Here is a 24,206-nt window from a genome sequence, read left to right as displayed (position 1 = left end):
CCCGGCTGCACCCGGGCGTTTATCTTAGGCAATATTATCGTTGGCGATCGGGGATAGCCGTTGCCATATTGCCGAAACATACTTGGCCTGGTGCCGTGCATCCGCCAGCGCGTTATGCATATCACCCTCGAAGGGAATCTCATAGCGCGGGTTATACCCAACAGCGCGGCCCAGCTCTACGATTGTTCGAACGTCGCGGTCATTCCAGAATTTCCATGGGCAGAAAAGGCCATGACGTTCAAACGAGGCCCGGGTGATCACATTGTCGAATGTCGCCCCGTTACCCCAGACCTGCAGGTGATCCGGTACGCAGTTTTCTTCAATAAGTCGTCTCAGCCCGCCCAGCGCGTTGGTGATATTCACGCGTTTATCGCTAGTGATTTCTGCCCGCGCCTCGGCGCTCTGCTTCATCCACCAGAGAATGGTGCTGGGGTCAGCTGCTGCATCCCGAACCATGGATGATTCCAGATCCACAACGGCGTAATACTCGAGACCCAACTCACCGGTAGAGGGCTCGAACAGTACGGCCCCGATCGCGATGATGGGTGCGGTAGGCTTATTGCCCATCGTTTCAAGGTCGATCATTAAGTGGTTCATGTTTTTCTCTCCTGCTGTGGCGCCGCAGCAATCATTGCAGCCCAGCATAACTTAGTCCGGTGCGCCGCCAGCTCGCAGCCGCTCATTTTTTCGTATGTTTCCAACGCTTCCGGGTCACGAAATTCTTCTCGTAGCTCTGCCTCAAAGCCGTTAATAATCATGTCCTCAGTTGGAATGATCGGCACCAGTGCATAACCATCCGGCACTACCGGCGCTGGCGGGGCATGGCGATAGAGCTTGTCACCAATCCGCAAAGCCCCTTCGTAAAGCTCATGCACCGCTTTCCTGGCTGGACACTCACCAACAAGCTGTGCCGCCGTCACATAATCGCTAGGCTCAACAATTGCCACCGGCTCAGCCCTCAGCGATGCCAGCGCCATTTCAGCCAGGCGCAGGCGTATAGCTGTTTGCTGAGACGGAATTAGCTCGTCACGCTCGCGCCAGAAAGCAACTTCTTCACGAGCCTGATTGATCAACTGCTCTTTGGTGAATTGCATTATTCAGTCTCCGGCAGGCGATACAGTGCGACTACCCGGTACTCATCACTCTCTACGCCGCGTGGCCCGTCGCCACCGCACGCCTCATCGTTCAGACAATCAACATTATCCTGTAGTATCCCCGCATCGCTGCCTACGCACTCTTCATCAAAATGCGGTACCCCGTCAGGGTCAGCAATGCCGTACATGAATGGCCTAGCAGTCAGTGCTGCGAGTGCGATAGCGAACAGCTCGTTATCCATCACCAGACCGGTGGCGTCAGGGTTGGCGTTGATGCGTCGGCGGTTGATTGCCGTGGCTTGCTTAACGCGTGCGATTAACTGCTCTTTGGTGAATTTGGTCATGGGTTAGTCCTCCCAGTAAGTGAGTTCTTCCGCCAGGCGGTCATCTGCCTCGGCCTGATTCGGGATATCAGCATCGGTTTCAATGCTGGCTCCTGCAAAATCACGAGCGCAGGCTTTCCGGTGCTTGCGGTTACCCATGCCCCATTCTGGGTTTTTCAGCTCTTTGTTCCATGCGCGCAGCATGAGTTTCATTGGTGACTTAGCCATATCAGCCCTCCCCGTTGATGCTGACGAGGATGCCAGCGGCTACCAGTTCTGCGGTGTTGGCATCCTGGCGAGCATTAGTCCGATTCGATCTGCATACCAGCGCCCAAAAATTCATATCGCAAATCAGTGCTACGCGCATTTCCGCCGTCAGGCGATAGCCGAGCTTGTTTGACTTGCCGACTGACCGCCGACGCTTGCGCATTAACTTGCGTACGTGCGCCGCGTTCACCTCAACCTGACGCTGCCTTGAGGCATAAACACCCTTCGGTGGAATCTTACGAGCTTGTTTTTGATAAGCGCTTAACAGATCATGCACGTCTGATGATTTAGATCTGCTCATGCTGATGCTCCTTTGCGAAGTTGGGCGGCGAACTCGATAGCATCGGCCTCGCTGATATCTGCGTGCATCTCCCGGGCAAACAACTCCACGCCCTGAGCGCGTACTTCAGCCAGGTAGGCGTCGGTGGCCGGGGTAGAAGGCATGCCATGACCAGCACAGGAATGATGTCCAGTCCTGACGTTCTCCACATAGCACTCCTCGCAAATGTATTTCTTCAGCCCGTCATTCTCAGCCGCCAGCGCATCTCGAAGCTTCGCTGTTTCGCGTTGCGCCACCAGTGCAACATCCAGTCGTGTGGCCAGCTCCCTTACCAGTTCAGCTGATGCTTTCGGCAAATAGCGTGCAGCGTGGTGGGCGGCGTGAATTAACTGAATATTGGTCAGGCGCATTTGCGGATCCCCGTCAGTTCGTTGAACCGGGCCATGAACAGACCATAAGCCTGACGTGGGCGAAGCGGGATGACGGTAAACAGGTCGGTCGTTGGGATGCCTTCGAGCACCGGCCACACGGTACCATCGTCGATATCCAGATCCCGGCGTTCGGTACCGAGCATGACCAAGTCGGCATACTTCACCATATCGTGCTGGTGAGCCGGTAATCCGAACTTAGCGCGGATCTCGCTATCGACATACGCCTCGATATGCTGGTAATCCGGGAGCAGACGTTTCAGTGGTGCCGGAATATCCTGGCAATACGCTTCAGCAGCATCATGCAGCAGCGCTTCGAGCGCGAACTCTGCGGGAACCAGCTGGCTGACAAGCACCGAGTGCTGCGCGACGCTGTAGAACTCCGGCAGGTGGCCGGCAAAGCGGCAGATGTGAGAAAGGGCAGTGGCAATATCCTCGATCACGATATCGTCGTGATGAATATTGAGGTAGTTAATATGCTTCCCGGATAGTGTCTGAATATATGACATTACGTGTTCTCCATTATTACGCGCTGCACCGCGCCTGATTTTTGGTTGCAGCAACCCAACCCATAGACATGGGGTAGGTCACTATTTAGGGGTTATCGTTGGGCTTCGCCGCCCAGCGCCGTCGTCAGGCTATTGAGAAGGGCAGTCAGCTCGCTGGTCATCAGGATAAAATCAGCGTCAAAGCGCGCGGCGGCATCTTCCCGATCGATATCGTCGTTCTGGTCGCGCAGCTCGTCGGCGAACCTGAGTCGCTTAATCGCGGCGGCATCGCTCAGCACGAAACTAATGCGCTGCTGCCAGTCCAGCGAAAGTTGAGTGACCATCTTGCCAGCATCGAGGTGAGTGGCGATTTCGTCGCTGGAAAGCTCCTGCTTTTTGAAGCGGCCGATGCCGCCATCTTCCAGTATTGCTTTCAGCTCGGCCTCATCGCCCAGCGCAAAACCTGATGGCGCTGAAGCGCTACGCACCCACTCGGTGAGGGTGATCTCGATTGGGGTTTCCATGGTCAACGGCACGACGGGCAGAGAACCAAGCGTTTTACGGAGCAGTGCCAGTGAGTCTTCGGCGCGGCGAGCGCTCGATGTATCGACCATCACCATCTCGGCGTTAAGGTTCACCCAGATGCGGATCATACTGCTACGGGTAAAAGCTCGCGGCAAAAGCGAGTGAAGCACTTCATCGCGCAGGGAGTCTTTCTCAGTTTTCTTGAGGCGACGACCCTGATCAGTTTCCAGCTTCGACACCTTCTTATTCAGCTCTTCTGCGATCACCAGCTTTGGCAGAATCTTTTCTTCACGACGGATAACGAGCAGCAGCTGGTCATTCACCAGATGAAAAAGCTGATCGGAATGCTGTCCCAGTGGCGGTACCCAGCCGACTTTTGCCATATCCTGGCTGCCGCACGGCGTAAACTGGAAGTTCTCCAGCTGGCGGGCCAGTTCCTCTGTCTTGCCGTCTTGAACGATGACAATGTCACGGCTGAGGCGGTAGATCAGTAGGTTTTTGAAGAACGGGGTAGACATTACTTTCTCCTCAGGGCGTGGCGGCCATCTGCACTGGCCGCCAGGTTAGTTTCTCCACACAACACAGAAGAGCATCTGCTGGTGGAACAGCCCGTGCGATTGGGTTATGAGCCGTCGCTACGGTGATGCTCTTGTGTGTTGCGTAAAAAAATTGCGGCATCCTCACGGGTAGAGACAGATGCCGCCAAAGACAGCAATGCAGCTTTTACAGGTCTTAGGTTGTGGTGGCCGGTGCCGATCTCCGGCTTTCGGGCTGGTTGTGCCAGTATCCGCACGGATTAAAAGTCCGCTGCACATCGGCCTGTGCATTCACCACAACTGAAAGAGCGCTACCGGTATCCGACTCGAACGGATCATTTGGCTGCCTAACCCCTCCCATCTAAGGGAGCTGTACGGAATCGCACCGTCACTTATGCCTTGCTCGTCAGCGCCCTTTCAGTTGTGTTGGTCTATTCACCCCTCCCGGTCCGGCAGCGCTACCTCGCCGGGAAGAATGAAAAGGGCAATTACGTTGCCAGTCGGCTTGTTGGTCTGGGCTGTAGCGTCAGGTGCAGCCACGCGGGGTTTGCTCACCGCCCCAGGTTCTCCCCGCTATTCTTTAGCGCGAAACCTGAGAGAAACGCCTTCAAGTCTTTCGGCTTTCGCCATGCTCAGCAGGTATCTTCGGGCGGGGTGCTAAGGGGGGGATAAGCCCTTACCCTTAACACTCCTGCTGGTTTTGGTATTCCTGGCTTGGGTATCGCCACCAGCTATAGGAATTTGACTACGAGTAGCGGTTTATCAGGCCGCGACTCTGTTACCCCTCCCGAAGACACCTGACAGCGAATCATCCGGTCATTCATGCGCCACCGGCGGCTACTGCGTGGGCGTCCTGCCTGTTCACTGTTGCTTTCAGGTACATTATGTACCGTTAGGGTACATTGTCAAGCACAAAAAAGCCCGCTTCCGCAGGCTTAAGATTAAAATTTAAATTTTGTTAAGGTACCTTCGCGGTTTTCCTGAAAAGATCACCGTACCGATTATGGAGCAGCTGCCGTCTATCTTAACGTAGGGTTCCGGCCAACTTTGATTCAAGGCCTTCAGGTACTTACTGCCGCCATCCTCAATTAACCTCTTGAAGGTGGTCTCTCCTGAATCGTGCATTAACGCGATAACGTCATCGCCATGGCATGCTGGGATTTCGGGATCTACAAAAATCATGTCGCCCGGACGGTACTCATCGATCATAGAGTCACCAATCACGCGCAAGATATACGTCATGGGTCCGCACGGCACAGGGCACGGATAAGTTTCAACACTACTCAAGTCAACCTCGGCAAAGCCAGCTTCCGTCCATGCTCCTGCCTGCACCCAGGATATAACCGGAACCAATGTTATATTTCTATTAGTGTCTGATACGTCAGGACTTTTTGCAACATTAGTGGTTTGGTGTTCCTGATCCAACCAGCCTAACGGCAAATCAAAGCATTTTTCAATATGACGAGCCATTGCATCGCCAATATTTTTAGACGCGCCATCCCCCATAAACCTGCTGGTTTGGGTAGGTTCTCTGTCGATCATGGTGGCGAAGTAAGTGTTTCCGCCGACACCGTCACGCAGCTTTCTGGCGTTTAACCGCCTAATTTCCTGAATCGTTTTCATCCCAGAATTAAACATTGTGTACCTTAAAGGTACAAGTACCTTGTAGGTTCATATTATTCATGTAATATGTACACAGGAGGTACATATTATGAAAGAGTATTGGGACTCTTTATCGAAAGAGCAGCAGTGCGAATTAGCAGTTAGCGTCAAATCAACCCCCGGTTATCTGCGTTTGGTTTTCAACGGCTACAAAAAGGCAGGATTCGCCCTCGCCAAAAAGCTCGAAGAGATCACAGCTGGCGCAATAACTAAATCTGATTTGCGACCTGACATCTACCCGAAACAGTAACCAAGAACACGAAGAAAAGACACCACAGCATCAAGGAGTTAACCGTGGATAACCAACAACACTGGCAAGTCGAAAAGCAACCCGCATGGCTGGTGGCGGCAATTAAAAAGACCATATCAAGCCTGCCGGGCGGTTACGCCGAGGCGGCTGAATGGCTGGGCGTGACAGAGGATGCGCTCTTTAACCGTCTACGCACTGGTGGCGATCAGATCTTCCCAATGGGCTGGGCGATGGTTCTCCAGCAGGCCAGCGGCACCAAGCACATCGCTGATGCGGTATCGCGTCAGTCGAACAGCGTCAATGTTCCGCTGGTGGATATCGAGGACGTGGATAACGCCGACATCAATCAGCGCCTGATGGAGTCTATCGAGTGGATCGGTAAACACTCGACATACGTTCGCAAGGCTACTGCCGATGGCGTGATTGACCAGGACGAACGCGAGCAAATCGAAGAGAACAGCTATCAGGTCATGCAGAAATGGCAGGAGCATTTAACGCTGTTATATCGCGTTTTTTGTGCGGCAGAAAAGAATGACGCCCGCGAGTGTGCAGCTCCGGGCGCCGTGGCGTGTCGTAACAGTGGAGAAACTAACGCATGAACAGTTTAACGGTAAAGAACCGCTTACCGCAACTTCGGATGATCCCGGTGCCGGGCCTTCCGCTGTTTCGGTATGAACGCAGAGTAGCAAACCGCTGGGTGGCATGTAACCACAGCCGCGCCACTGGAATCGTGGGTGTGTACTACCGGAGGGCAAAGGCCTTATGCGCGAACTCGACCGATGGTTTAAAGACCGCCGGGGGATCCCCGTTCGTGTCATCCGCTGGGAACCAGAAGCGCAGCGTGTTATTTACCTGCGATCTGGCTACCCATACGAGTGCTCAAGCCCACTCCAGGTCTTCAAGCGCGATTTCAGGGAAATTGAGGTAGGTCCAGATGAGCATGGAATTAATGGTCAGAGCCATGAAAGCAAAAGTGGGTAACCCGCTGCGCAAGCTCGTGCTGATCAAACTAGCGGATAACGCCAGCGATCAGGGCGAATGCTGGCCCTCCGTTCCCTATATCGCAGAGCAATGCGAGATATCAGAGCGCTCTGTGCAAAACCATATCAAACAGCTGGTTGAGGATGGTCTGGTATCGGTTGAAGTCCGCAAGGCGGCTACCGGCCTGAACCGCACCAACGTTTACAAACTTAACCTTCCTAGTGGTGCAAATGCTGCACCCTCTGGTGCACGTCCTGCGCCTGGTGGTGAATCTCCTGCACCAGGTGGTGAATCTGCTGCACCGGTTGGTGGTGCAGGAGCTGCACCCGGAACCAGTCAGTTCTCTGAACCAGTCAATGAACCAGTCAATGAAAACTTATTTGATCTGGCCTGGGGGTTATATCCGAAGCGGGCAGGTGGTAACTCGAAAAGCGCTGCGTTGAAAGCCTGGGATGCCCGTGTTCGCGAAGGCGTTTCGCCTCTTGCCATGCTGGAGGGCGTTAAGCGCTATGCCGGGTTTGTCGCTCAAACAGGCAAGACCGGTACCGAGTTCGTCAAACAGGCCAAAACCTTCTTCGGTCCTGACAGGCACTACGAAGACGACTGGATGACTCCAGCAAGTTCCGGCCTCAAAGAGGATCCGCTTTTTAAATCCAGCTATGTCGGCACCGATTATTCGCAGGGAGCCAAAGGCTTCCGGGTGGTGAACGGATGAGATGCGCATCTGTTTGTGACGGTATTACAGCCACACTGCCATCTGAGGAGCCGTCACCGCGAGCCTGGCAGCGTCCGTTCCTCAAGTGGGCTGGTGGCAAATACCACCAGTTGCCTGATATCGACCGCTTGATCCCCGCAGCGCAGCGCCTGATTGAGCCGTTTGTTGGTGGAGGTTCTGTGTTCATCAACTCCCGTAAGCACGACTCTTTCCTGCTGGCGGACATCAACGCAGACCTGATCCACCTGTACCAGATGCTGGCTGTGGTACCGGATGTCGTGATTCATCAAGCCCGCCTGTTGTTCAGCACCAGGAACAGCGCCGCCGGGTATGCCGAAGTGGCTGATGATTTCAACGGGCAGCTGCTGGCCGGGCCGGAACGCGCCGCAGCTTTCCTGTACCTGAACCGGCACTGCTTCAACGGGCTTATCCGTTACAACCTCGGCGGAAAGTTCAATGTTGGCTGGGGCAAATACCCCAATCCATATTTCCCCGAAAAAGAGATCGAGGCGTTCACTGCGCTGGCGAGCAAATGCGTGTTCATGAATGCCGGGTTCCGCCGCACGCTTTCTCTGGCTGGCGAGGGCGATGTCGTTTACTGCGATCCACCGTATGAGCCGCTGCCGGGTACCAGCGGGTTCACCAGTTATGCGCCAGGCGGTTTTAGCTGGGAAGACCAGATCACCCTGGCGGAATGTTGTGTTGCCGCCCATCAGCGCGGCGCCCGGGTGGTGATAAGTAACTCATCAGCGCCACGCATCATTGAGCTGTACCAGCAGCACGGCTTTGAACTCAAATACGTCCGCGCCCGGCGCGCGATATCCAGTAAATCCAGTACACGCGAAACCGTCAGCGATATCGTTGCGGTTCTGTAGGGGGTAGCAGTGGTCAATAAATCATTAACGGTGCGCCAGCAGGAGGTTTTCGATCTGCTGGTGAAATACCAGAGCGAGCACGGTTATCCGCCGACTATTTCAGAGCTGTCCCGCCTGATGGGAGTTGTGTCGCCGAATGCGGCCGCCCTGCAGTTACGTGCGTTGCAGCGCAAAGAGGCAATAACGATAGTCCCGGGCGCGCATCGCGGCATAAAAATCAACAGCCAGCCATCGCAGATGATCCCGGAGGGTAAATGAAACTGGTGCTGCCGTTCCCTCCGAGCGTAAACACCTACTGGCGCGCCCCGAATAAGGGGCCGCTGGCCGGTCGCCACCTCATCAGCGCCAAAGGGCGTGCGTACCAGAGCGATGCTTGCGCTGCGATCATTGAGCAACTGCGCAGATTACCGAAGCCCAGCAGCGCGCCAGCGGCGGTGGAGATCATTCTTTTCCCGCCGGACGCGCGGCGCCGCGACATCGACAACTACAACAAAGCGCTGTTCGATGCGCTGACCCACGCAGGCATCTGGGAGGACGACAGTCAGATTAAGCGAATGCTGGTGGAATGGGGGCCGGTAACGCCCAAAGGCAAGGTTGAGATAACGATCGGCCTGTATGCATAGACAGTGGGGGTGTTGAAAATTATTCAAATCAGCAGTAATGTCAAAAAGTGCAAGCGAAGCGGGCGTGCAGGCCCCTCGCAATACAATCAGTGGAGAACAAAATGAGTCAATTACTCGTAATTGACGGCGTTTCCGTACGCCGTGATATTTTTGGGCGTTACTGCCTTAACGATCTTCATCGTGCTGCTGGTGCTCAGGATAAGCACAAGCCAGCGTTCTGGCTTCGCAACGAGCAAACTGAACAACTAATAAGCGAGTTGCAAATTAGCAACTCGGAAACGCCGGACCCGGTCAGCGTTATCCGCGGCGGCAAAGAGCAGGGCAGCTACGTCTGTAAAGAGCTGGTCTACTCCTACGCGATGTGGATCAGCCCGCAGTTTAGCCTGAGGGTGATCCGTACGTTTGATGCCGCTGTAAATCAGCCTGCCACTCTTCAGAGCCAGGCGGCAGATAAGATGCAGGCAGGCGTTATCCTGCTCGATTTTATGCAACGATCTCTTAATCTCTCCAATTCCTCTGTTCTCGGTGCATGCCAGAAGCTGCAGGATGCTGTTGGTCTGCCTAATCTCGCCCCGCAGTACGCCATTGACGCACCAGTCGGTGCGCCTGATGGCTCCAGTCGCCCCACGCAGTCGCTGAGTGCCCTGCTCAAAGCTAACGGGATCCGCATGTCGGCAACGCTGGCTTACCAGCAGCTGGCCAAGCTGGGGATCGTCGAGCATAAGGAACGCCGCAGCCGTTCGGGTGTGAATGGTGTTAAACGCTTCTGGGCGATGACAGCGAAGGGATGCATGTACGGGAAGAACATCACCAGCCCGGCGAACCCGCGTGAAACGCAGCCGCATTTCTTCGAGTCAAAATTTCAGGAGCTGCTGCGCCTGCTCGAAACCGTACATTGAGGTGTCTGTGAGAGCGTTATTAACCCCTGTCGTCGTAAAAGAGTTCGGGATCGTGGCTTTCCGGCCTGGTCCTGAACTCATGCCGCATTTCCATCGCGGGCGCATTCTGCTGGAGAACGAACCGGAGCGCCTGGCCAACCTGCCAACCGGCGAACTTCCAGCGGCAGGCCAGCCGCTGGCAGAGGACCCATTAATGGTGCCTGTCTTTGAGCATGCCGATGTCATTCAGCGGGCTGGTGGCCTGTCATGCCTTGAGGCCTGGCTAATGCGTGAATCTGGCTGCCAATACCGCCACAGCGACTATCACCATCACGAAATGGTCACCATGAGGCATGCACCCGGCGCGCTGCGGTTGTGCTGGGCCTGTGATATCCGGGTGCGAGAGCAATTTACTGCCGAACTGTCGGGCATTGCACGAAAGAACCTGGTAGCCTGGGTATTGTCGGTTGTTCGCGCCGGTCTGGGTTTCGATGATGCCCACCCGGTGACTCTTCCAGAACTTTGCTGGTGGCTGACGATCAATAAGCTGGCCCACGTCATCCCGGAGGCGGTAGCACGCAAGGTCCTGCGTATCCCGGCTGAGAAATTCCAGTCGGTGACGCGTGAGGCCGACATTGTGCCGTCGGTACCGCCCACCAGCATGGTGGAGGAGGCCGTTGAAAAGGTGCTGGCGCTGCAGGTGGATCCAGAGACGCCGGAATCCTACATGCTGAGGCCGAAGCGCCGACGCTGGCAGAACGAGAAGTACACCTGCTGGGTAAAGGCGCAGCCTTGTGCGTGTTGCCAGAAACCAGCAGACGACCCCCACCACCTTATCGGCCACGGCATGGGTGGGATGGGTACCAAAGCGCATGATTTGTTCGTGATCCCGCTGTGCAGAGCGCACCACGATGAATTACACGCTGACGCCGTGGCATTTGAAGCGAAATACGGCACGCAGCCAGAGCTGCTGCTGAAAACATTAGACCGGGCGCTGGCTATCGGCGTACTGGCGTAGACGGAGTGGAGAACGCGATGAATCTGGATGGAGTTTTAAAATTTTTTGCACCGAAAGGTATGCACATTTCGGACAGCGTCCGCGCAACAGCGGGCGATCAGTTAACCGTAACCGACATTATGGCGGCGCTGGGCATGACTCAGGCAGATGCCGGGATCGGCCTCGCCATGTATCTGGGGAAGGCAGGCATCAGCCCACAGGATAAAGAAGCCGCGATATCCTGGCTGACCGAGTACGCCAAACAGCATGCGCCGATGGCGGTGCGTAAAGCTGCGGGTAAAAAGTTCCCGCTGTGCATGCGGATCCTCGCCCGCTTCGCCTTCAAAGACTACGCCTCATCAGCAGCTGACAGTGTCGACTGTCCAAAATGCCAGGGTAAAGGCATCATCACCAAAACCAGCGTGATTACCAAAAGCCATTACACCATGCGCCTGCCTCAGTTTGCTAAGGATCTGGGCCAGTCTCCATCTGACTTTGAGGTCTTCCGTCAGGTTAAGGATGTGGACCACCAGCTGTGCGGCAAGTGCAACGGCACGGGCCAACTGAGTAAGCGCTGCCAGTGTGGTGGAACGGGGAAAACCCTCGACCGTAAAGAAACTGAGTTTCAGGGCGTACCCGTTTATAAGGAGTGCAAACGTTGCGAGGGAAGAGGGTACAGCAGACCTAAATCCTCAGTGGCGTACCGCGGCGTTCTGGCCGAGCTGGACAGCCTTCCCGATCGTACATGGCGCTACAGCTGGAAGCCGTTCTATGAAAGCCTTGTGACGAAATGCTTTCAGGAAGAGAGCAACGCTGACGCTCAGCTGAAGAAAGTAACAAGAGCGCATAATTCGATATAAATCTCACTATTTAGCGTCACGTTACTTGCAAAGTTGCCGTTTTTGTGTAAATTTGACGTTAACGATGGGCATTGTATGTTCAGAGTTAAGAAACCCGCCACCGAGCGGGTTTTTTTATGCCTGTAATTCTCCGCGCCACGCTCGGCGCAATTCAACCACAGAGCCTTTCAGGGGTGAGCCATAGGGAACGGTCGGTGTGACTGTCTCTGTGGGCTGATCATTCCTGAGCGCTGGCTCACCCGCTAAAAGGAAAGTCACTATGTTCGGTTTCGGTAAAAAAGCCCGTAAAGCAGTAAGCGACATCAAAAAGTTCGAAAAGCGCGATCTGGCGCAGGCGGTCGTTAACGCTGCTTACCTGGTGGCGTATGCCGATGGGGAATGCGAAGCATCAGAAAAAGCGAAGATTGAGCAGGTGCTGCGCAATCAGCCCTCACTGGCGGCGTTCACCTCTGAAATCAACGCTATCAGCGCAACGATCGTCGGTCAGTTGGATACGAACTTCAAGATTGGTCGCCGTGCTGCGCTGCGTGAGATTGAAGATGTTAAGCACGACACCCGTGAAGCTGAAGACGTTCTCGATGTGGCCGTGGCCATCGCAGAGGCTGATGGTGAAGTAGAGCCAGAAGAGCGCAAGGTGCTGGAAGAGATCGCTAACGTCCTCGGCCTTCGCCTGGAAAACCATCTGTGATCGGCAATCTCCGCTGGGTCGCTGCCGGGGTGCTGTTGTTCCTGGTCGTGGCCATCGACTTCACCAGCAAGATGATGTCGATTCTGGCAGATGGTGTGCTGGTGGCTGGAGTGATTGCTCTGCTCTGGCCGCTGATTAAACCCAGTAAATAACACTGTGCAAAAGGTCGCTGCCGGCGGCCTTTGACAGAGTGCATTTGGTTGCCTGCTGGTGGCCACTCTATAACTCCTTCACACAGCACTTCCGACCCCTAAAACGGAGGTGAGAGAAATGCTACGAATGAATACCCAAAACGGATTCTGGTCTTATTTCTGGTCAGCTATTACAGGATTCTTTGCCATGTTGACGCTGCAGGACGTTCTCTTTGCGCTGGGATTCTTAATCACTGGCATTTTTACCTGGCTGACTTATCGGTCCAACAACAGGCGAAACCTCACAGCTGAAGAGGAAGAGCGCAAGCGTACGAAGATTCTCGAAGCAGCGTATGCGCGGGGCGACGTCAGCAATATCCCCGAGGCTGCGAAGGTTGTCAGTGACATCGAGGCGGTGATGCAGCCGCAGGAGAAATAGCATGGCAATGTCTTCTGTACTGAAGCAGCGGATAGTTGCTGCAATCGCTGGTGGCGGCGGTGCCATTGCTATCGCGACAGTGATGGTCTCCGGCAAAGGCAGTCTTGAGGGACGTGAGTATGTGCCTTACCGTGATGTCGTTGGCGTTCTTTCCGTTTGTGATGGGCACACCGGCAGCGACATCATACCCGGTAAGCGCTACACCGACCGGGAGTGTGACGCCCTGACGCGCGCCGACATTACTCGCATCGCCCGGCAGGTTGATCCGCACATCAAAGTGCAAACCACGGATACCCAGAGGGCAGCAATCTATTCGTTCGCTTATAACGTAGGTGCGACAGCTGCTATCAAGTCCACGCTGCTGAAGAGACTGAACGCCCGGGATTACGCTGGCGCGTGCAACGAACTGAAGCGCTGGATCTACGCTGGTGGCAAAAAGTGGAAAGGACTGATGAATCGTCGGGATGTTGAATATCAGGTTTGCACGTGGAGCCAGAAATGAAGATCCGCTACGTGATTGCCCTCTGTGCCGCGCTCTGCGGTTTAACGGGACTGTTCAGCTGGCGATCCGGGTGGAGCGCTCACGCAGAACACATCAACGCCCTGGTCGCCGATAAGCGCGCCAAAGCAGAGAAGTCGCTCCAGCCCGTTGAGCAGAAGGCCGCGCAAGCCAGCGACGAAGGCCGCATCATCTACCGAACCATAACCCGCGACGTGGTGAAATATGTCCAGGATCCGAATCGTACCAGGTGTAATTTTGATGATGAGTCTGTCCGGCTGCGGCAACAGGCTATCGACGCTGCCAACTCCATCAGCGGATTTGATGCAGGAGCCGTGCAGGGCCAGTGACGCTGGCACCAATAGCGACGAAGACCTGCAGGCCGATATCGAGACTGCTGAATGCCTACGCCAGCTGCGGCTTAATACGTATCGCTGGCAGGCCTGGTATAAAGCGGTTAAGTGAGCAGCCCCAGGCGCTTTAGAGTAGAGCGCCTGATGATGTTCCCCACTCTGCACAACACGGTTAGCCACGCTGTGAAGCGTCGCGAAGCTGGCCTTTCAACCAACAGGTAAATCAATGAGCGAAGCTAAACCCCAAGATGGCAGCACTGTTAAGGGCTACCGCACACTAACCCCTGGCGATATTGAACGAATGAACCGCCTGAAAGGTGTCAGTCGTCATTTTTGCAGTCTGCTCGATACCGAACGTGGAGAGCTGCTGGCTGTCCGTAATGGCCCGGCGACGCTTAGCACTGAGCAGGCACGCGAGATTGATGACGCCCTGCGCTGCCTGTCTATTGCACGCACCAAAATGCAGGAAGCGTGTATGTGGGCCTGTCGTGCGGTTGCACGCCCTGACGCTGATTGCTAGCCATTACAAAGCCCATCTGCTGGTGGGCTTGATAATGGATTAAAAAAACAAATCACCAAAGGCACTAATTAGCGTACTGACTGAAACCATGACCGTACCGATAACTATATTCATCGATAACTTTCTGGACTCAGCAGTCGTAACGGAATACTTCCCGTCACTTCCTTTCGGGGGCTCCCACATTTCAGCAGGGTATTGTGGAAACGCCCTATACACCCCTTTATAAAAGATTGGAGCCATTGTTAATAAAATGCCTGGCAATGTGCTAAGAGTTCCAAACTTAGGAAGCCAGGAAGGTTCATGCAAAGTCGCAGTCAGTATAACTCCTGTAAATAATATAAATATTTGCAGGCCAAGCATGAATAATGGCTTGGAGAAGGAAATAAACAGCCAATCGTAGGGGTGTGAGTCATCTTTGCTAGATTCCACAGTGTTCTCCAATAAACATAAGCAATGAGTGTGTGCAATTATAAAACCACGTATTTAACTGAATGAAAACATTGACGAATTCGTCAATAGCACTTTTTGCCATTACCATGGGCAGACCCATCGTAATGGCTACAGGGGATAAATCGTAAATATACCCTATAGGGGATAAATCACAGCCTCGCTTACGCGGGGCTTTTTTATTGGAGCCAACAATATGCCAGCAGCTATCCCGCGCGCCTGCCGTAAACGCGGGTGCTCCGGTACTACAACAGATCGCTCGGGCTACTGCGAGGGGCACCGCAATGAAGGCTGGCAGCAGCACCAGCAGGGCCGCAGTCGCCACCAGCGAGGCTATGGCAGTAAGTGGGACATTATTAGAGCTCGCATCCTGACGCGTGATCGACATCTGTGTCAGGAGTGCCTGAGGAATGGAAAGCCCGTTCCTGCATCAACAGTTGACCATATCAAACCCAAAGCTCACGGCGGCACAGACGACGACATCAACCTGCAAGCGTTGTGCTGGCCATGCCACAAGACCAAGACGGCGAAGGAGCGAAATGGTTCAAATTGAAATCATTTTGATGCAAATGATATCGATTGTCATCAACGGGGAGGGCGGGGCAAAAGTTCAGGGCCATGCCTACTAAGGACCGCCGCCTCAGTCAGATTTTTACACCCGCGAAATATAAAATTTAACTGGAGCGTCTATGGCTGGAGCGACGGGCCGATCCGGACGCCGCGCCAAGCCGACTGCCCGGAAGTTGCTGGCAGGCAATCCGGGTAAGCGCGCCCTCAATAAAGAAGAACCCTCCTTCACACCCATAACCGGCGTTGACCCGCCCGAGTGGCTCAGCGAATCCGCTGCGACAATGTGGAGAATGGTCTCTAATGAGCTGTGCGCGCAGGAGGTTTTGTGCGCCACGGATTTACACAACCTCGAAATGTTTTGTGTGGCCTATGCCAATGCCCGCGCTGCGCAGGTGGACGTTGCTAAAAACGGAATCACCGTAACCGGCGCAATGGGCGGTGTGATCAAAAACCCGGCGCTGACCGTGCTGAATGAAGCAATGCGGCAGATGGCCTCCTTCGGAGGCATGCTCGGGCTGGACCCCAGCAGCAGGCAGCGTCTGATTGGTGGGAACAAAAAACAGTCGGACAACCCCTTTAAAAACCTATGACGCGCAAAGCCTACCCTAACGTGAACGCCGCAAATCAGTATGCCCGTGACATCGTCCGGGGGAAAACTGTGGCGTGCCGCTACGTCATCGATGCGTGCCAGCGGCACCTTGATGATCTGGCGAAAGAGAAAACTAAAAAGTTTCTTTACCGGTTCGATAAAGATCTGGCGGAAAAGGCGGCAAAGTTTATCCAGCTTCTGCCGCATACGAAAGGCGAGTGGGCCTTCAAACGCATGCCCATCACCCTTGAGCCCTGGCAGCTGTTTATCGTCTGCTCGGCGTTCGGCTGGGTACGCAAGGGGTCGAAGCTGCGGCGTTTCCGCGAGGTTTATACCGAGATCCCGCGTAAGAATGGTAAGTCGGCGATCTCTGCCGGTGTGGCATTGTTCTGCTTCACCTGTGACGACGAGTTTGGCGCGGAGGTTTACTCCGGCGCCACGACGGAAAAGCAGGCGTGGGAAGTGTTCCGCCCGGCGCGCCTGATGTGTAAACGCACCCCGGCGCTTTGTGACGCGTTTGGCGTGGAGGTTAATGCCTCCAACATGAACCGGCCGGAAGATGGTGCCCGTCTTGAGCCGCTGATCGGCAACCCTGGCGATGGTGCTTCTCCGAGCTGCGCCATTGTGGACGAATATCACGAACACGATACCGACGCGCTCTACACCACCATGCTGACAGGTATGGGCGCCCGGCGTCAGCCGCTGATGTGGGCCATCACCACTGCGGGCTACAACATTGAGGGGCCGTGCTACGACAAGCGCCGGGAAGTTATTGAAATGCTGAACGGCACGGTACCTAACGATGAGCTGTTCGGTGTGATTTACACCGTTGATGAGGGTGACGACTGGACCGATCCGGCAGTGCTGCGCAAGGCGAATCCCAATATGGGTATTTCTGTCTACAGCGATTTCCTGCTGAGCCAGCAGAAGCGGGCCATGAACAACGCCCGCCAGGCCAACGTTTTTAAAACCAAGCATCTGAACATCTGGGTATCAGCCAGGGCGGCTTACTTCAACCTCGTCAGCTGGCGCAACTGCGAGGATGAAACGCTGACGATCGAGCAGTTCGAGGGTCAGCCTTGCTACCTTTCGTTCGACCTGGCGCGAAAGCTCGATATGAACAGCATGGTGCGCATCTTCAGCCGTGATATTGATGGCAGGCGGCACTATTACTGCATAGCGCCTAAGTTCTGGGTGCCTTATGACACGGTATACAGCACGGACACCGATCATCAGCGTACTGCTGAACGCTTCCAGAAGTGGGTGAACTCCGGCCACCTGGAGGTAACCGAAGGTGCAGAGATCGACTACCGCGTCATCCTGGAGGAAGCGAAGGCGGTCAACCGGCAGAACCCGGTAGAGGAATCGGCCATCGATCCCCACGGCGCCACGAACCTGTCCCACCATCTGGCCGATGAGGGTCTCAGCCCGATAACCATCGTCCAGAACTACACCAACATGTCGGACCCGATGAAGGAGCTTGAGGCGGCGATAGAGGCCGGACGCTTCCACCATGACGGCCATCCCATACTGACATGGTGTATCTCTAACGTAGTGGGCAAGCACCTCCCCGGTAACGATGACGTTGTGCGGCCCATTAAGGAGCACAGCGAGAACAAAATCGACGGGGCCACTGCCCTGATCATGGATATAGGTCGGGCCATGCTGCCGGAGACCCGACAGGATCTTAACGGCTTCTTTGAAAATCCCATCATGGTAGGTTTCTGATGAAGAAAAATAAGCAGCCGGGCAAGGTAAAAAGCGCCTTGCTCAACTGGCTGGGCGTGCCCGTCAGCCTGACTACCGGAACGTTCTGGCAGGAGTGGTATGGCACGAGCAGCAGCGGCAAGGTGGTGACTGCAGATCGGGCGATCCAGCTTTCTGCGGTCTGGGCCTGCGTCCGGCTTCTGAGCGAGTCGGTATCCACACTGCCGGTTAAGATTTACACCCGGCAGGCTGATGGCTCGCGCAAGCTGGCGCAGAATCATCCGGTTTACCAGGTGCTTTGCCGCCGTCCGAATCTGGAAATGACGCCGTCGCGCTTTATGCTCATGGTGGTGGCTAGTATCTGCCTGCGCGGTAATGCCTTTGTCGAGAAGCTGTTTATCGGCAATAAGCTGGTGTCGCTGGTGCCACTGCTGCCCCAGAACATGGTGGTGAAGCGGCTGGATACTGGAAGGCTGGAATACACCTACACCGAGGACGGCAATAAACGCGTTATCTCCGAAAAGAACCTGATGCACATCCGTGGGTTCGGCCTTGATGGTGTCTGCGGCATGATGCCAATGATGACGGGTCGTGACGTGATCGGCGCGGCGATGGCCGTCGAAGAGTCTGCTGCAAAGATTTTCGAAAATGGCCTGCAAAGCTCGGGGTTTCTTTCAGCTGACGCGGCGCTTGATAAGGATCAAAGAGAGCGACTTCGGGGCTATATGCAGGCCTTTACCGGCTCTAAAAACGCCGGAAAAATTATGGTTCTTGAGGGCGGACTGAAATATCAGAACGTCACCATGAACCCGGAAGCCGCGCAGATGCTTGAGTCTCGGTCGTTCAGCATCGAGGAAATCTGCAGATGGTTCCGCGTGCCGCCTTTTATGGTCGGTCACACATCGAAGCAGAGCAGCTGGGCATCGAGTCTTGAGGGGATGAACCTCCAGTTCCTGACCCACACGCTGCGCCCGCTGCTGGTGAATATCGAGCAGGAGATCTCCCGTTGCCTGCTAAATGGCGAAGAGGACCTCTTTGCTGAGTTCTCAGTTGAGGGCCTGCTGCGCGCCGACAGCGCTGGCCGGGCTGCTTACTACACCAGTGCGCTGCAGAACGGCTGGATGTCCCGCAACGACGTACGCCGCCTGGAAAACATGCCACCGATTGAGGGCGGCGATCTTTATACGGTGCAGCTCAATCTGACGCCGCTTGAAGACCTGAAACAAAACAGTCAGGCAGCACAGGCTTTCGCGCTGCGACAGGTTCATAACCACGTATTCCCCGACATCCCCTTCGAACAGTCCCCGCTGAAACAAGCGGCTTAGGAGCATCCATGACAATTAAAAGCCTTCCGGCGGCGCCGGAGGGGCGACCTTTTGCGCGCGAAAAACCTGACCTGCCAGCGGCGGCAATGGAGCGCTGGAACGGCGGCATCCGCGCCGCCCGGGACGGTGACAACAGCATTTCTATCTTCGACGTGATCGGCGCGGACTACTGGGGCGACGGGGTGACGGCCAGCCGCATTGCCGGGGCGCTTCGCTCCCTTAATGGCGCTGACGTAACGGTAAACATCAACAGCCCCGGCGGCGACATGTTCGAGGGCCTTGCGATTTATAACCTGCTGCGCGAGTACGAAGGCAGGGTCACTGTGAAGGTGCTGGGCCTGGCAGCGTCGGCGGCGTCGGTCATCGCGATGGCCGGTGACGACGTGCAGATCGGGCGCGGTGCATTCCTGATGATCCACAACTGCTGGGTTTACGCGATGGGCAACCGTCACGACCTGGCGCAGATCGCCGCTGACATGGCGCCGTTTGATAACGCCATGAGCGATATCTATCAGGCGCGCAGCGGCCTCGATGCCACTACGGTCAACAGGATGATGGACGGCGAAACTTATATCGGCGGCAGCGAAGCGGTGGAGAAAGGTTTTGCTGACAGCCTGCTTTCTGCCGACGAAATCGCGGACGATGACGAAAGCCCAGCTGCAGCGCTGCGTAAGCTCGATGCGTTACTGGCGAAAGCAAACACCCCCCGCTCTGAGCGGAGAAAACTTCTTAAAGCCTTATCAGGCAGCACGCCGGGCGCTGCTGTCACCCCTGACGGTACGCCGAGCGCTGCCACCATCGAAAACGAAACTATAGACCGACTGGAAGCCGCACTCAGCGGCCTGAAAGCGGCTGCCCAGTAAAAACGGAGATGTTATGTCTGATGTAAATGAGATCCTGAAAAAAGTTAGCGCCAGCATTGAAGAGGCGACCGGCAAATTTAATGCCAAGGCAGAAGAAGCACTGAAAGAAGCAAAGAAAAACGGCGAGCTGTCAGCGGAAACCAAAGACACCGTCGACAAAATGGCAGTGGAATTTAATGCCCTGAAAGATGCTGAAAAAACGCTTAAGGCGGCGCTCGGCGAACTTGAGCAGCAGGTTGCTCAGATGCCGCTGGCCAACGCTGCAAAGATTATCGAGACCGTTGGCCAGACCGTTATCAGCAGTGAAGCGCTGAAAGCGTTCGCGGCAAGCGTTGAAGGCGGCAAGCGCGTCAGCGTGCCGGTGAACGCCGCGTTGATTTCCACGGATGTCGCCACCGGCGTGGTTGAGCCGCAGCGTCTGCCGGGTATCGACACCGCACCGAAACAGCGCCTTTTCATCCGCGATCTGATCGCACCTGGCAGAACCTCGGCACCAGCCATCTTCTGGGTGCAGCAGACCGGATTCACCAATGCGGCGAAAGTCGTGCCGGAAGGCACCGCCAAGCCGTACAGCGATATCCAGTTCGCCACGCAGATCACTCCGGTGACCACCATCGCGCACATGTTCAAGGCGTCCAAACAGATCCTGGATGATTTTGCACAGCTGCAGTCCACTATCGACGCTGAAATGCGTTACGGCCTGAAATATGTCGAAGAGCAGGAGATTCTCTTCGGTGATGGTACCGGCGCGCACCTGAAAGGCATCGTCCCACAGGCATCTGCTTATGACGCTGCCTTTACCGTTGAGCAGCAGAACGGCATCGATGATCTCCGCCTCGCAATGCTGCAGGCGCAGCTGGCGCGCTTCCCGGCTTCCGGCCACGTCCTGCACTTCATCGACTGGGCGAAGATTGAACTCACCAAAGACACGCTGGGCCGCTATATCCTGGCGAACCCGGCGGCCCTGACCGGTCCGACCCTGTGGGGCCTGCCGGTGGTTGCGACCGAAGCTGCAGCATTCCAGGGCAAATTCCTGACCGGTGCATTCAACGCTGCTGCCCAGCTGTTCGACCGTGAAGATGCCAACGTGGTGATCTCCACTGAGAACGTCGACGACTTCGAGAAAAACATGATCTCGATTCGTTGCGAAGAGCGTCTGGCGCTGGCGGTGAAACGCCCGGAAGCATTCATCTACGGAGCCTTCACTGCGCCTGCTGCAGGTGGCGGTGCGTAATCCTTAACGGCGGCCTGCGGGCCGCTTTTCTTTTCCTTTAAGGAGACAGCCATGAAGCTGATCGCTATCAAGCCCATTTATTTTGAAGGTAACGTGCTTACCGAAGGCACCGAGTTCGAGACGCTGGAGCAGCATGGTCGCGAGCTGGTGGCGCGCGGTTATGCCTCAGAACCCGGTGCCAAAAAACCGGGACCGGATAAAGACCCCGATCCAAAAGGAAAAGGCAAAGGTAAGTAAGGGGCGCGCATGCTGACTAAAGAGCAGGTGAAGCAACACTGCAATATCGAACAGGATTTCACGGAAGACGACGCCTGGATCGATACGGGCATAAAAGCCGCGGAACGTTACGTTGAAAAATGGACCCGCCGTCGGCTTTATGAAAAGGCTGATGATCCGCTTTATATGGCCGATCCTGACGCTCTGCTTTATGGCGAGGATATCGAAATGGCTATGTTGATGCTGATTGCCCACTGGTACACCAACCGTGAAACGGTCAGCACCGGCAGCACGACATCTGCGCTGGCTTTCTCTACTGAAGCACTCCTTCAACCCTACCGGATTTATGGCCTATGAAAGCGGGACGTCTACGGCACAGGGTAACCCTTCAGAAACCGGCAACCGGGCGATTACCGTCCGGACAACCTGCAACCGGCTGGGTGGATGTTGCTTCGGTTCGGGCAGAAGTCGTGGATGTATCGGGCCGGGAGATGATGGACGGCGGCGCAGAGTTGAGCAGCACCACAACCCGGATCTGGATGCGTCGTTATCTAGGCATTCCCGTAACCACGGGATGGCGAGCCGTTCATCTGCCGCCTACCGGAGGCGGTGAGACATATGACATCAAGTCGGCTATCTCAGCAGAGAACGGCACCAGGCTCGAATTGCTTTGCGAGAAGGGGGTGAAACAGTGATTTCAACGAGTCTTGATTTTTCGGGTCTGGCCGATATCGCGAAGGATCTGGAGACGCTCAGCAGGGCTGAAAATAATAAGGTTCTGCGTGATGCCACGCGTGCTGGTGCAGAAGTTCTGCGACTGGAGGTAGAAGATCGTGCGCCCGTCCTTACCGGGAAACTGAAAAAAAACGTGGTGGTGGTGACCCAGAAGGGTCGCCGTCGCGGCGAAATCGCTTCCGGCGTGCATATCCGGGGCGTTAACCCTGACACCGGCAACAGCGACAACAAAATGAAGGCCAGCAATCCGCGCAACGCTTTTTACTGGCGCTTCGTTGAACTCGGTACATCGAATATGCCTGCGCACCCCTTCGTTCGCCCGGCATTCGATACCCGGCAGGAAGAGGCTACGCAGGCAGCGCTGGCCCGCATGAATCAGGCCATTGATGAGGTGCTGGCGAAATGACAGAGGCTGACATCTATCAGCGGCTCAGTGCGCTGGCAGGCGGAAATGTTTTTCCGTACGTTGCGCCGCAGGGTACCACGGCGCCGTGGGTGATTTATCTGCTCCCGGGTTCAGTCAGCGAGGATGTTTTCTGCGGTCCGGCAGAAACAGCAAGCACGGTTCAGGTTGATGCCTGGGCCTCGTCGATTGATGATGCCCGGGCGCTACGTGATCAGGTTAAAGCGGCTCTGGCCGATCTGCATCCTGCCGGACTAAACGAGATTAACGGCTACGAGCCGGATACCGGACTTTACCGGGCCACGCTTGAAGTTCAGATCTGGCAATAACTCCACACTTCATATTAACTCTGCCGCCTCCAGGCGGCTTTTTTATATCCGGAGATCACTATGTCCTCTAAGTATGAAAAAACGCAGGGTACGAAAATTAACATTTCGGAAAATCCTGCAACCGAACCAAACCCCACTGGCGCCACCTGGCAATCCATCAACTGCTCGACCAAGGAGCTTAGCTACACCGGAGGGCAAAAGTCAGACATCGACACCACCACGCTATGTTCCACCGAGCAGGAAATGACAAACGGCCTGGCCGCGCCAGGTGAAATGACGGTTTCCGGGAACTGGTCTGCTGATGAAGAGGGGCAGAACACATTACGCACCGCTTACGACACTGATACGCTGCACGCTTTTCAGGTGATCTTCCCATCCGGCAACGGTTATGCATTCCTGGCTGAAGTTCGTCAGAACAGCTGGAGCCTGGGCACTGCCGGGGTGGTGACCGCATCGTTTACGCTGCGCATCAAAGGTAAGCCCGTCCCGATCGTTCCGGCACCTTCTGCAGGCTAATAACAGCGGCGAAAGCCGCTATTCCTGATTACAAACTGAGAAAAAATGAAATGGGAAAACAGGTTTCACAGAGTTCACTTCGCTCGCTCGCGTTGGCACCTATGGCAGGCTTTCGCACAAAAATCGTCACCGTTCCGGAGTGGGAAAACGCCAGGGTAAAACTGCGTGAGCCATCAGCGCAGGCCTGGCTTGAATGGCAGCAGGTGCTTAATCCGATGCAGGGAGAAAGCGAGCCAGAAAATCTGACGGCGGCAGAACGTGCGCTGCGCAACAAGAGCGCTGATGTGGTGCTGTTTATTGATGTGCTACTGGAAGAAGATGGCACGCAGGTCTTCAGCGAAGAGGATAAGCCGCAGGTCGAGCAGTTTTACGGCCCGGTGCATTCCCGTCTTCTCAAGCAGGCGCTCGACCTGACCACTTCGGCGGCCGAGGTGGAAAAGCTGTAAGCCAGCCCGGCACGTTCTTCCTTATGACGCTGGCGCTCCGTCTGGGGCGCACTCTGCATGAACTGAAGCAAACCCTGACGGCCAGGGAGTTGCGCATGTGGATCGAATTTGACCGAATCAATCCAATTAGCGATCGGCGCGGCGATATTCAGGCGGCGCAGATTTCCGCTGCCGTGCTTAACTCGCAGGGTGCCAAGGTCAGCATGGATGATGTGATCCTTCAGTGGAGCGCTGAGGAACAGGAAGAGGAAGGCGCCGGGCTGGAGGGGTTCTTTGCGGGACTTGCGGGTTAATAGACATTATTGGTGTGAGGCGCTTTATTTGTTTAACCTCGCGCTCCTGAGAACTTTTGCATAATTCACAATAGTTAACAGTGAAAACATAAACCCGCTTTGGCGGGTTTTTTATTGGGTG

General features: G+C 55.4%; 40 protein-coding genes. 30 read left to right on the top strand and 10 right to left on the bottom strand.

The window, feature by feature from the left end; translation table 11 throughout:
- Positions 1–24: 24 nt before the first annotated feature.
- The 9 genes from C3406_RS05035 to C3406_RS04995 form a co-directional block, all read right to left on the bottom strand.
- Positions 25–597, bottom strand: coding sequence for a 3'-5' exonuclease (locus C3406_RS05035; RefSeq protein ID WP_103826511.1), 573 nt, complete (start codon positions 595–597; stop codon positions 25–27).
- Positions 594–1,094 carry a hypothetical protein gene (locus C3406_RS05030; RefSeq protein ID WP_103826512.1) on the bottom strand — a complete coding sequence of 167 codons (501 nt, stop codon included), beginning with the start codon at positions 1,092–1,094 and terminating at the stop codon, positions 594–596. Before C3406_RS05030 ends, C3406_RS05035 begins: the two co-directional genes overlap by 4 nt.
- The gene (locus C3406_RS05025) at positions 1,094–1,438 is read right to left on the bottom strand and encodes a hypothetical protein (RefSeq protein ID WP_103826513.1); all 345 of its coding nucleotides are present in this window, start codon (positions 1,436–1,438) and stop codon (positions 1,094–1,096) included. The genes C3406_RS05030 and C3406_RS05025 overlap by 1 nt, the downstream gene beginning before the upstream one ends.
- A gap of 3 nt (positions 1,439–1,441) precedes the next feature.
- Positions 1,442–1,645: a hypothetical protein gene (locus tag C3406_RS05020; protein WP_103826514.1), complete on the bottom strand. Its 204-nt coding sequence runs from the start codon at positions 1,643–1,645 to the stop codon at positions 1,442–1,444.
- 1 nt (position 1,646) lies between these two features.
- Positions 1,647–1,985, bottom strand: a complete 339-nt coding sequence (locus tag C3406_RS05015) for a hypothetical protein (protein WP_233210538.1) — start codon at positions 1,983–1,985, stop codon at positions 1,647–1,649.
- Positions 1,982–2,374, bottom strand: a complete 393-nt coding sequence (locus tag C3406_RS05010) for a hypothetical protein (protein ID WP_103826515.1) — start codon at positions 2,372–2,374, stop codon at positions 1,982–1,984. Before C3406_RS05010 ends, C3406_RS05015 begins: the two co-directional genes overlap by 4 nt.
- Complete coding sequence (locus C3406_RS05005) at positions 2,365–2,901, bottom strand: hypothetical protein (protein WP_103826516.1); 537 nt, start codon at positions 2,899–2,901, stop codon at positions 2,365–2,367. Before C3406_RS05005 ends, C3406_RS05010 begins: the two co-directional genes overlap by 10 nt.
- A 92-nt stretch (positions 2,902–2,993) precedes the next feature.
- Complete coding sequence (rdgC, locus tag C3406_RS05000; protein ID WP_103826517.1) at positions 2,994–3,923, bottom strand: recombination-associated protein RdgC; 930 nt, start codon at positions 3,921–3,923, stop codon at positions 2,994–2,996.
- A 966-nt stretch (positions 3,924–4,889) separates the two neighbouring features.
- Positions 4,890–5,564, bottom strand: a complete 675-nt coding sequence (locus C3406_RS04995) for a LexA family protein (protein WP_103826553.1) — start codon at positions 5,562–5,564, stop codon at positions 4,890–4,892.
- Positions 5,565–5,652: 88 nt separating this feature from the next.
- Between C3406_RS04995 and C3406_RS04990 the strand changes: the two genes are divergently transcribed.
- From C3406_RS04990 to C3406_RS04915, 16 genes are all read left to right on the top strand, one after another.
- The gene (locus tag C3406_RS04990) at positions 5,653–5,853 is read left to right on the top strand and encodes a helix-turn-helix domain-containing protein (protein ID WP_103826518.1); all 201 of its coding nucleotides are present in this window, start codon (positions 5,653–5,655) and stop codon (positions 5,851–5,853) included.
- Positions 5,854–5,897: 44 nt separating this feature from the next.
- Positions 5,898–6,452 carry a YmfL family putative regulatory protein gene (locus tag C3406_RS04985; protein ID WP_103826519.1) on the top strand — a complete coding sequence of 185 codons (555 nt, stop codon included), beginning with the start codon at positions 5,898–5,900 and terminating at the stop codon, positions 6,450–6,452.
- A gap of 163 nt (positions 6,453–6,615) precedes the next feature.
- Positions 6,616–6,834, top strand: a complete 219-nt coding sequence (locus C3406_RS04980; protein ID WP_103826520.1) for a DUF4222 domain-containing protein — start codon at positions 6,616–6,618, stop codon at positions 6,832–6,834.
- The gene (locus C3406_RS04975) at positions 6,788–7,549 is read left to right on the top strand and encodes a helix-turn-helix domain-containing protein (RefSeq protein WP_103826521.1); all 762 of its coding nucleotides are present in this window, start codon (positions 6,788–6,790) and stop codon (positions 7,547–7,549) included. The genes C3406_RS04980 and C3406_RS04975 overlap by 47 nt, the downstream gene beginning before the upstream one ends.
- Positions 7,546–8,424, top strand: a complete 879-nt coding sequence (locus C3406_RS04970; RefSeq protein ID WP_103826522.1) for a DNA adenine methylase — start codon at positions 7,546–7,548, stop codon at positions 8,422–8,424. Before C3406_RS04975 ends, C3406_RS04970 begins: the two co-directional genes overlap by 4 nt.
- 9 nt (positions 8,425–8,433) lie before the next feature.
- Positions 8,434–8,682: a LexA family protein gene (locus C3406_RS04965; RefSeq protein WP_103826523.1), complete on the top strand. Its 249-nt coding sequence runs from the start codon at positions 8,434–8,436 to the stop codon at positions 8,680–8,682.
- On the top strand, positions 8,679–9,047 hold the full coding sequence (locus C3406_RS04960) for a RusA family crossover junction endodeoxyribonuclease (protein WP_103826524.1): 369 nt from the start codon (positions 8,679–8,681) through the stop codon (positions 9,045–9,047). The genes C3406_RS04965 and C3406_RS04960 overlap by 4 nt, the downstream gene beginning before the upstream one ends.
- 101 nt (positions 9,048–9,148) lie before the next feature.
- Positions 9,149–9,946, top strand: coding sequence for a KilA-N domain-containing protein (locus tag C3406_RS04955; RefSeq protein WP_103826525.1), 798 nt, complete (start codon positions 9,149–9,151; stop codon positions 9,944–9,946).
- A gap of 7 nt (positions 9,947–9,953) precedes the next feature.
- Positions 9,954–10,943, top strand: coding sequence for a DUF968 domain-containing protein (locus C3406_RS04950; RefSeq protein ID WP_103826554.1), 990 nt, complete (start codon positions 9,954–9,956; stop codon positions 10,941–10,943).
- A gap of 17 nt (positions 10,944–10,960) precedes the next feature.
- Complete coding sequence (locus tag C3406_RS04945; RefSeq protein ID WP_103826526.1) at positions 10,961–11,782, top strand: antitermination protein; 822 nt, start codon at positions 10,961–10,963, stop codon at positions 11,780–11,782.
- Between the two features lie 259 nt (positions 11,783–12,041).
- On the top strand, positions 12,042–12,470 hold the full coding sequence (locus tag C3406_RS04935) for a tellurite resistance TerB family protein (RefSeq protein WP_063160072.1): 429 nt from the start codon (positions 12,042–12,044) through the stop codon (positions 12,468–12,470).
- The gene (locus C3406_RS25950; RefSeq protein ID WP_146052604.1) at positions 12,467–12,622 is read left to right on the top strand and encodes a DUF3927 family protein; all 156 of its coding nucleotides are present in this window, start codon (positions 12,467–12,469) and stop codon (positions 12,620–12,622) included. The genes C3406_RS04935 and C3406_RS25950 overlap by 4 nt, the downstream gene beginning before the upstream one ends.
- Before the next feature lie 118 nt (positions 12,623–12,740).
- On the top strand, positions 12,741–13,040 hold the full coding sequence (locus tag C3406_RS04930) for a hypothetical protein (protein ID WP_191968296.1): 300 nt from the start codon (positions 12,741–12,743) through the stop codon (positions 13,038–13,040).
- A gap of 1 nt (position 13,041) precedes the next feature.
- Positions 13,042–13,542 (top strand): lysozyme, encoded by a 501-nt coding sequence (locus C3406_RS04925; protein WP_420899186.1) that lies wholly within the window; start codon positions 13,042–13,044, stop codon positions 13,540–13,542.
- A complete protein-coding gene (locus C3406_RS04920; RefSeq protein WP_103826529.1) occupies positions 13,539–13,889 on the top strand; it encodes a hypothetical protein in 351 nt (116 codons plus the stop codon). Before C3406_RS04925 ends, C3406_RS04920 begins: the two co-directional genes overlap by 4 nt.
- 229 nt (positions 13,890–14,118) lie before the next feature.
- Positions 14,119–14,412, top strand: a complete 294-nt coding sequence (locus C3406_RS04915; protein ID WP_103826530.1) for an Acb2/Tad1 domain-containing protein — start codon at positions 14,119–14,121, stop codon at positions 14,410–14,412.
- A 39-nt stretch (positions 14,413–14,451) separates the two neighbouring features.
- Here the strand turns inward: C3406_RS04915 and C3406_RS25945 are convergent, their stop codons facing one another.
- Positions 14,452–14,841: a hypothetical protein gene (locus C3406_RS25945; RefSeq protein ID WP_146052605.1), complete on the bottom strand. Its 390-nt coding sequence runs from the start codon at positions 14,839–14,841 to the stop codon at positions 14,452–14,454.
- Between the two features lie 214 nt (positions 14,842–15,055).
- On the opposite strand from C3406_RS25945, the gene C3406_RS04905 reads away from it, so the two are divergent.
- The 14 genes from C3406_RS04905 (at position 15,056) to C3406_RS04840 (ending at position 24,085) form a co-directional block, all read left to right on the top strand.
- The gene (locus C3406_RS04905; RefSeq protein ID WP_103826532.1) at positions 15,056–15,412 is read left to right on the top strand and encodes an HNH endonuclease; all 357 of its coding nucleotides are present in this window, start codon (positions 15,056–15,058) and stop codon (positions 15,410–15,412) included.
- Positions 15,413–15,548: 136 nt separating this feature from the next.
- Positions 15,549–16,019, top strand: coding sequence for a phage terminase small subunit P27 family (locus C3406_RS04900; RefSeq protein WP_063160069.1), 471 nt, complete (start codon positions 15,549–15,551; stop codon positions 16,017–16,019).
- Positions 16,016–17,746 carry a terminase large subunit gene (locus tag C3406_RS04895; RefSeq protein WP_063160068.1) on the top strand — a complete coding sequence of 577 codons (1,731 nt, stop codon included), beginning with the start codon at positions 16,016–16,018 and terminating at the stop codon, positions 17,744–17,746. The genes C3406_RS04900 and C3406_RS04895 overlap by 4 nt, the downstream gene beginning before the upstream one ends.
- The gene (locus tag C3406_RS04890) at positions 17,746–19,050 is read left to right on the top strand and encodes a phage portal protein (RefSeq protein WP_103826533.1); all 1,305 of its coding nucleotides are present in this window, start codon (positions 17,746–17,748) and stop codon (positions 19,048–19,050) included. Before C3406_RS04895 ends, C3406_RS04890 begins: the two co-directional genes overlap by 1 nt.
- 8 nt (positions 19,051–19,058) lie before the next feature.
- Positions 19,059–19,913, top strand: coding sequence for a head maturation protease, ClpP-related (locus tag C3406_RS04885; protein ID WP_103826534.1), 855 nt, complete (start codon positions 19,059–19,061; stop codon positions 19,911–19,913).
- A 13-nt stretch (positions 19,914–19,926) separates the two neighbouring features.
- Complete coding sequence (locus C3406_RS04880; protein WP_103826535.1) at positions 19,927–21,147, top strand: phage major capsid protein; 1,221 nt, start codon at positions 19,927–19,929, stop codon at positions 21,145–21,147.
- 51 nt (positions 21,148–21,198) lie between these two features.
- The gene (locus C3406_RS04875) at positions 21,199–21,384 is read left to right on the top strand and encodes a DUF7210 family protein (protein WP_103826536.1); all 186 of its coding nucleotides are present in this window, start codon (positions 21,199–21,201) and stop codon (positions 21,382–21,384) included.
- A gap of 9 nt (positions 21,385–21,393) precedes the next feature.
- On the top strand, positions 21,394–21,720 hold the full coding sequence (locus C3406_RS04870; RefSeq protein WP_103826537.1) for a head-tail connector protein: 327 nt from the start codon (positions 21,394–21,396) through the stop codon (positions 21,718–21,720).
- Positions 21,717–22,058 carry a phage head closure protein gene (locus C3406_RS04865; RefSeq protein ID WP_103826538.1) on the top strand — a complete coding sequence of 114 codons (342 nt, stop codon included), beginning with the start codon at positions 21,717–21,719 and terminating at the stop codon, positions 22,056–22,058. The genes C3406_RS04870 and C3406_RS04865 overlap by 4 nt, the downstream gene beginning before the upstream one ends.
- Complete coding sequence (locus tag C3406_RS04860) at positions 22,055–22,504, top strand: HK97-gp10 family putative phage morphogenesis protein (RefSeq protein ID WP_103826539.1); 450 nt, start codon at positions 22,055–22,057, stop codon at positions 22,502–22,504. The genes C3406_RS04865 and C3406_RS04860 overlap by 4 nt, the downstream gene beginning before the upstream one ends.
- Positions 22,501–22,830: a DUF3168 domain-containing protein gene (locus C3406_RS04855; protein WP_103826540.1), complete on the top strand. Its 330-nt coding sequence runs from the start codon at positions 22,501–22,503 to the stop codon at positions 22,828–22,830. The genes C3406_RS04860 and C3406_RS04855 overlap by 4 nt, the downstream gene beginning before the upstream one ends.
- Positions 22,831–22,890: 60 nt before the next feature.
- Positions 22,891–23,346 (top strand): phage tail tube protein, encoded by a 456-nt coding sequence (locus C3406_RS04850; protein WP_103826541.1) that lies wholly within the window; start codon positions 22,891–22,893, stop codon positions 23,344–23,346.
- 50 nt (positions 23,347–23,396) lie between these two features.
- Positions 23,397–23,792, top strand: coding sequence for a phage tail assembly chaperone (locus tag C3406_RS04845; RefSeq protein ID WP_103826542.1), 396 nt, complete (start codon positions 23,397–23,399; stop codon positions 23,790–23,792).
- Between the two features lie 23 nt (positions 23,793–23,815).
- Positions 23,816–24,085, top strand: a complete 270-nt coding sequence (locus tag C3406_RS04840; RefSeq protein ID WP_103826543.1) for a phage tail assembly protein T — start codon at positions 23,816–23,818, stop codon at positions 24,083–24,085.
- The last annotated feature ends 121 nt before the right edge of the window (positions 24,086–24,206 follow it).

It is taken from the genome of Leclercia sp. LSNIH8 (assembly GCF_002920195.1).
Taxonomy (GTDB): Bacteria; Pseudomonadota; Gammaproteobacteria; order Enterobacterales; family Enterobacteriaceae; genus Enterobacter.
This window is presented reverse-complemented; position numbering and strand designations above follow the sequence as displayed.

Excerpts from the sequence above, each read along its gene's own strand:
- C3406_RS04935 (WP_063160072.1), top strand. The coding sequence starts at position 12,042 with ATGTTCGGTTTCGGTAAAAAAGCCCGTAAAGCAGTAAGCGACATCAAA.
- C3406_RS04865 (WP_103826538.1), top strand. The coding sequence starts at position 21,717 with ATGAAAGCGGGACGTCTACGGCACAGGGTAACCCTTCAGAAACCGGCA.
- C3406_RS04990 (WP_103826518.1), top strand. The coding sequence starts at position 5,653 with ATGAAAGAGTATTGGGACTCTTTATCGAAAGAGCAGCAGTGCGAATTA.
- C3406_RS04925 (WP_420899186.1), top strand. The coding sequence starts at position 13,042 with ATGGCAATGTCTTCTGTACTGAAGCAGCGGATAGTTGCTGCAATCGCT.
- C3406_RS04840 (WP_103826543.1), top strand. The coding sequence starts at position 23,816 with ATGACGCTGGCGCTCCGTCTGGGGCGCACTCTGCATGAACTGAAGCAA.
- C3406_RS05030 (WP_103826512.1), bottom strand. The coding sequence starts at position 1,094 with ATGCAATTCACCAAAGAGCAGTTGATCAATCAGGCTCGTGAAGAAGTT.
- C3406_RS04855 (WP_103826540.1), top strand. The coding sequence starts at position 22,501 with ATGACAGAGGCTGACATCTATCAGCGGCTCAGTGCGCTGGCAGGCGGA.
- C3406_RS04970 (WP_103826522.1), top strand. The coding sequence starts at position 7,546 with ATGAGATGCGCATCTGTTTGTGACGGTATTACAGCCACACTGCCATCT.
- C3406_RS04920 (WP_103826529.1), top strand. The coding sequence starts at position 13,539 with ATGAAGATCCGCTACGTGATTGCCCTCTGTGCCGCGCTCTGCGGTTTA.
- C3406_RS04890 (WP_103826533.1), top strand. The coding sequence starts at position 17,746 with ATGAAGAAAAATAAGCAGCCGGGCAAGGTAAAAAGCGCCTTGCTCAAC.
- C3406_RS04875 (WP_103826536.1), top strand. The coding sequence starts at position 21,199 with ATGAAGCTGATCGCTATCAAGCCCATTTATTTTGAAGGTAACGTGCTT.
- C3406_RS05015 (WP_233210538.1), bottom strand. The coding sequence starts at position 1,985 with ATGAGCAGATCTAAATCATCAGACGTGCATGATCTGTTAAGCGCTTAT.
- C3406_RS04870 (WP_103826537.1), top strand. The coding sequence starts at position 21,394 with ATGCTGACTAAAGAGCAGGTGAAGCAACACTGCAATATCGAACAGGAT.
- C3406_RS05020 (WP_103826514.1), bottom strand. The coding sequence starts at position 1,645 with ATGGCTAAGTCACCAATGAAACTCATGCTGCGCGCATGGAACAAAGAG.
- C3406_RS04915 (WP_103826530.1), top strand. The coding sequence starts at position 14,119 with ATGAGCGAAGCTAAACCCCAAGATGGCAGCACTGTTAAGGGCTACCGC.
- C3406_RS04880 (WP_103826535.1), top strand. The coding sequence starts at position 19,927 with ATGTCTGATGTAAATGAGATCCTGAAAAAAGTTAGCGCCAGCATTGAA.
- C3406_RS05005 (WP_103826516.1), bottom strand. The coding sequence starts at position 2,901 with ATGTCATATATTCAGACACTATCCGGGAAGCATATTAACTACCTCAAT.
- C3406_RS04980 (WP_103826520.1), top strand. The coding sequence starts at position 6,616 with ATGCGCGAACTCGACCGATGGTTTAAAGACCGCCGGGGGATCCCCGTT.
- C3406_RS04975 (WP_103826521.1), top strand. The coding sequence starts at position 6,788 with ATGAGCATGGAATTAATGGTCAGAGCCATGAAAGCAAAAGTGGGTAAC.
- C3406_RS04945 (WP_103826526.1), top strand. The coding sequence starts at position 10,961 with ATGAATCTGGATGGAGTTTTAAAATTTTTTGCACCGAAAGGTATGCAC.
- C3406_RS04905 (WP_103826532.1), top strand. The coding sequence starts at position 15,056 with ATGCCAGCAGCTATCCCGCGCGCCTGCCGTAAACGCGGGTGCTCCGGT.
- C3406_RS05025 (WP_103826513.1), bottom strand. The coding sequence starts at position 1,438 with ATGACCAAATTCACCAAAGAGCAGTTAATCGCACGCGTTAAGCAAGCC.
- C3406_RS04955 (WP_103826525.1), top strand. The coding sequence starts at position 9,149 with ATGAGTCAATTACTCGTAATTGACGGCGTTTCCGTACGCCGTGATATT.
- C3406_RS05010 (WP_103826515.1), bottom strand. The coding sequence starts at position 2,374 with ATGCGCCTGACCAATATTCAGTTAATTCACGCCGCCCACCACGCTGCA.
- C3406_RS05035 (WP_103826511.1), bottom strand. The coding sequence starts at position 597 with ATGAACCACTTAATGATCGACCTTGAAACGATGGGCAATAAGCCTACC.
- C3406_RS04995 (WP_103826553.1), bottom strand. The coding sequence starts at position 5,564 with ATGAAAACGATTCAGGAAATTAGGCGGTTAAACGCCAGAAAGCTGCGT.
- rdgC (WP_103826517.1), bottom strand. The coding sequence starts at position 3,923 with ATGTCTACCCCGTTCTTCAAAAACCTACTGATCTACCGCCTCAGCCGT.
- C3406_RS04845 (WP_103826542.1), top strand. The coding sequence starts at position 23,397 with ATGGGAAAACAGGTTTCACAGAGTTCACTTCGCTCGCTCGCGTTGGCA.
- C3406_RS04895 (WP_063160068.1), top strand. The coding sequence starts at position 16,016 with ATGACGCGCAAAGCCTACCCTAACGTGAACGCCGCAAATCAGTATGCC.
- C3406_RS04960 (WP_103826524.1), top strand. The coding sequence starts at position 8,679 with ATGAAACTGGTGCTGCCGTTCCCTCCGAGCGTAAACACCTACTGGCGC.
- C3406_RS04885 (WP_103826534.1), top strand. The coding sequence starts at position 19,059 with ATGACAATTAAAAGCCTTCCGGCGGCGCCGGAGGGGCGACCTTTTGCG.
- C3406_RS04900 (WP_063160069.1), top strand. The coding sequence starts at position 15,549 with ATGGCTGGAGCGACGGGCCGATCCGGACGCCGCGCCAAGCCGACTGCC.
- C3406_RS04850 (WP_103826541.1), top strand. The coding sequence starts at position 22,891 with ATGTCCTCTAAGTATGAAAAAACGCAGGGTACGAAAATTAACATTTCG.
- C3406_RS04930 (WP_191968296.1), top strand. The coding sequence starts at position 12,741 with ATGCTACGAATGAATACCCAAAACGGATTCTGGTCTTATTTCTGGTCA.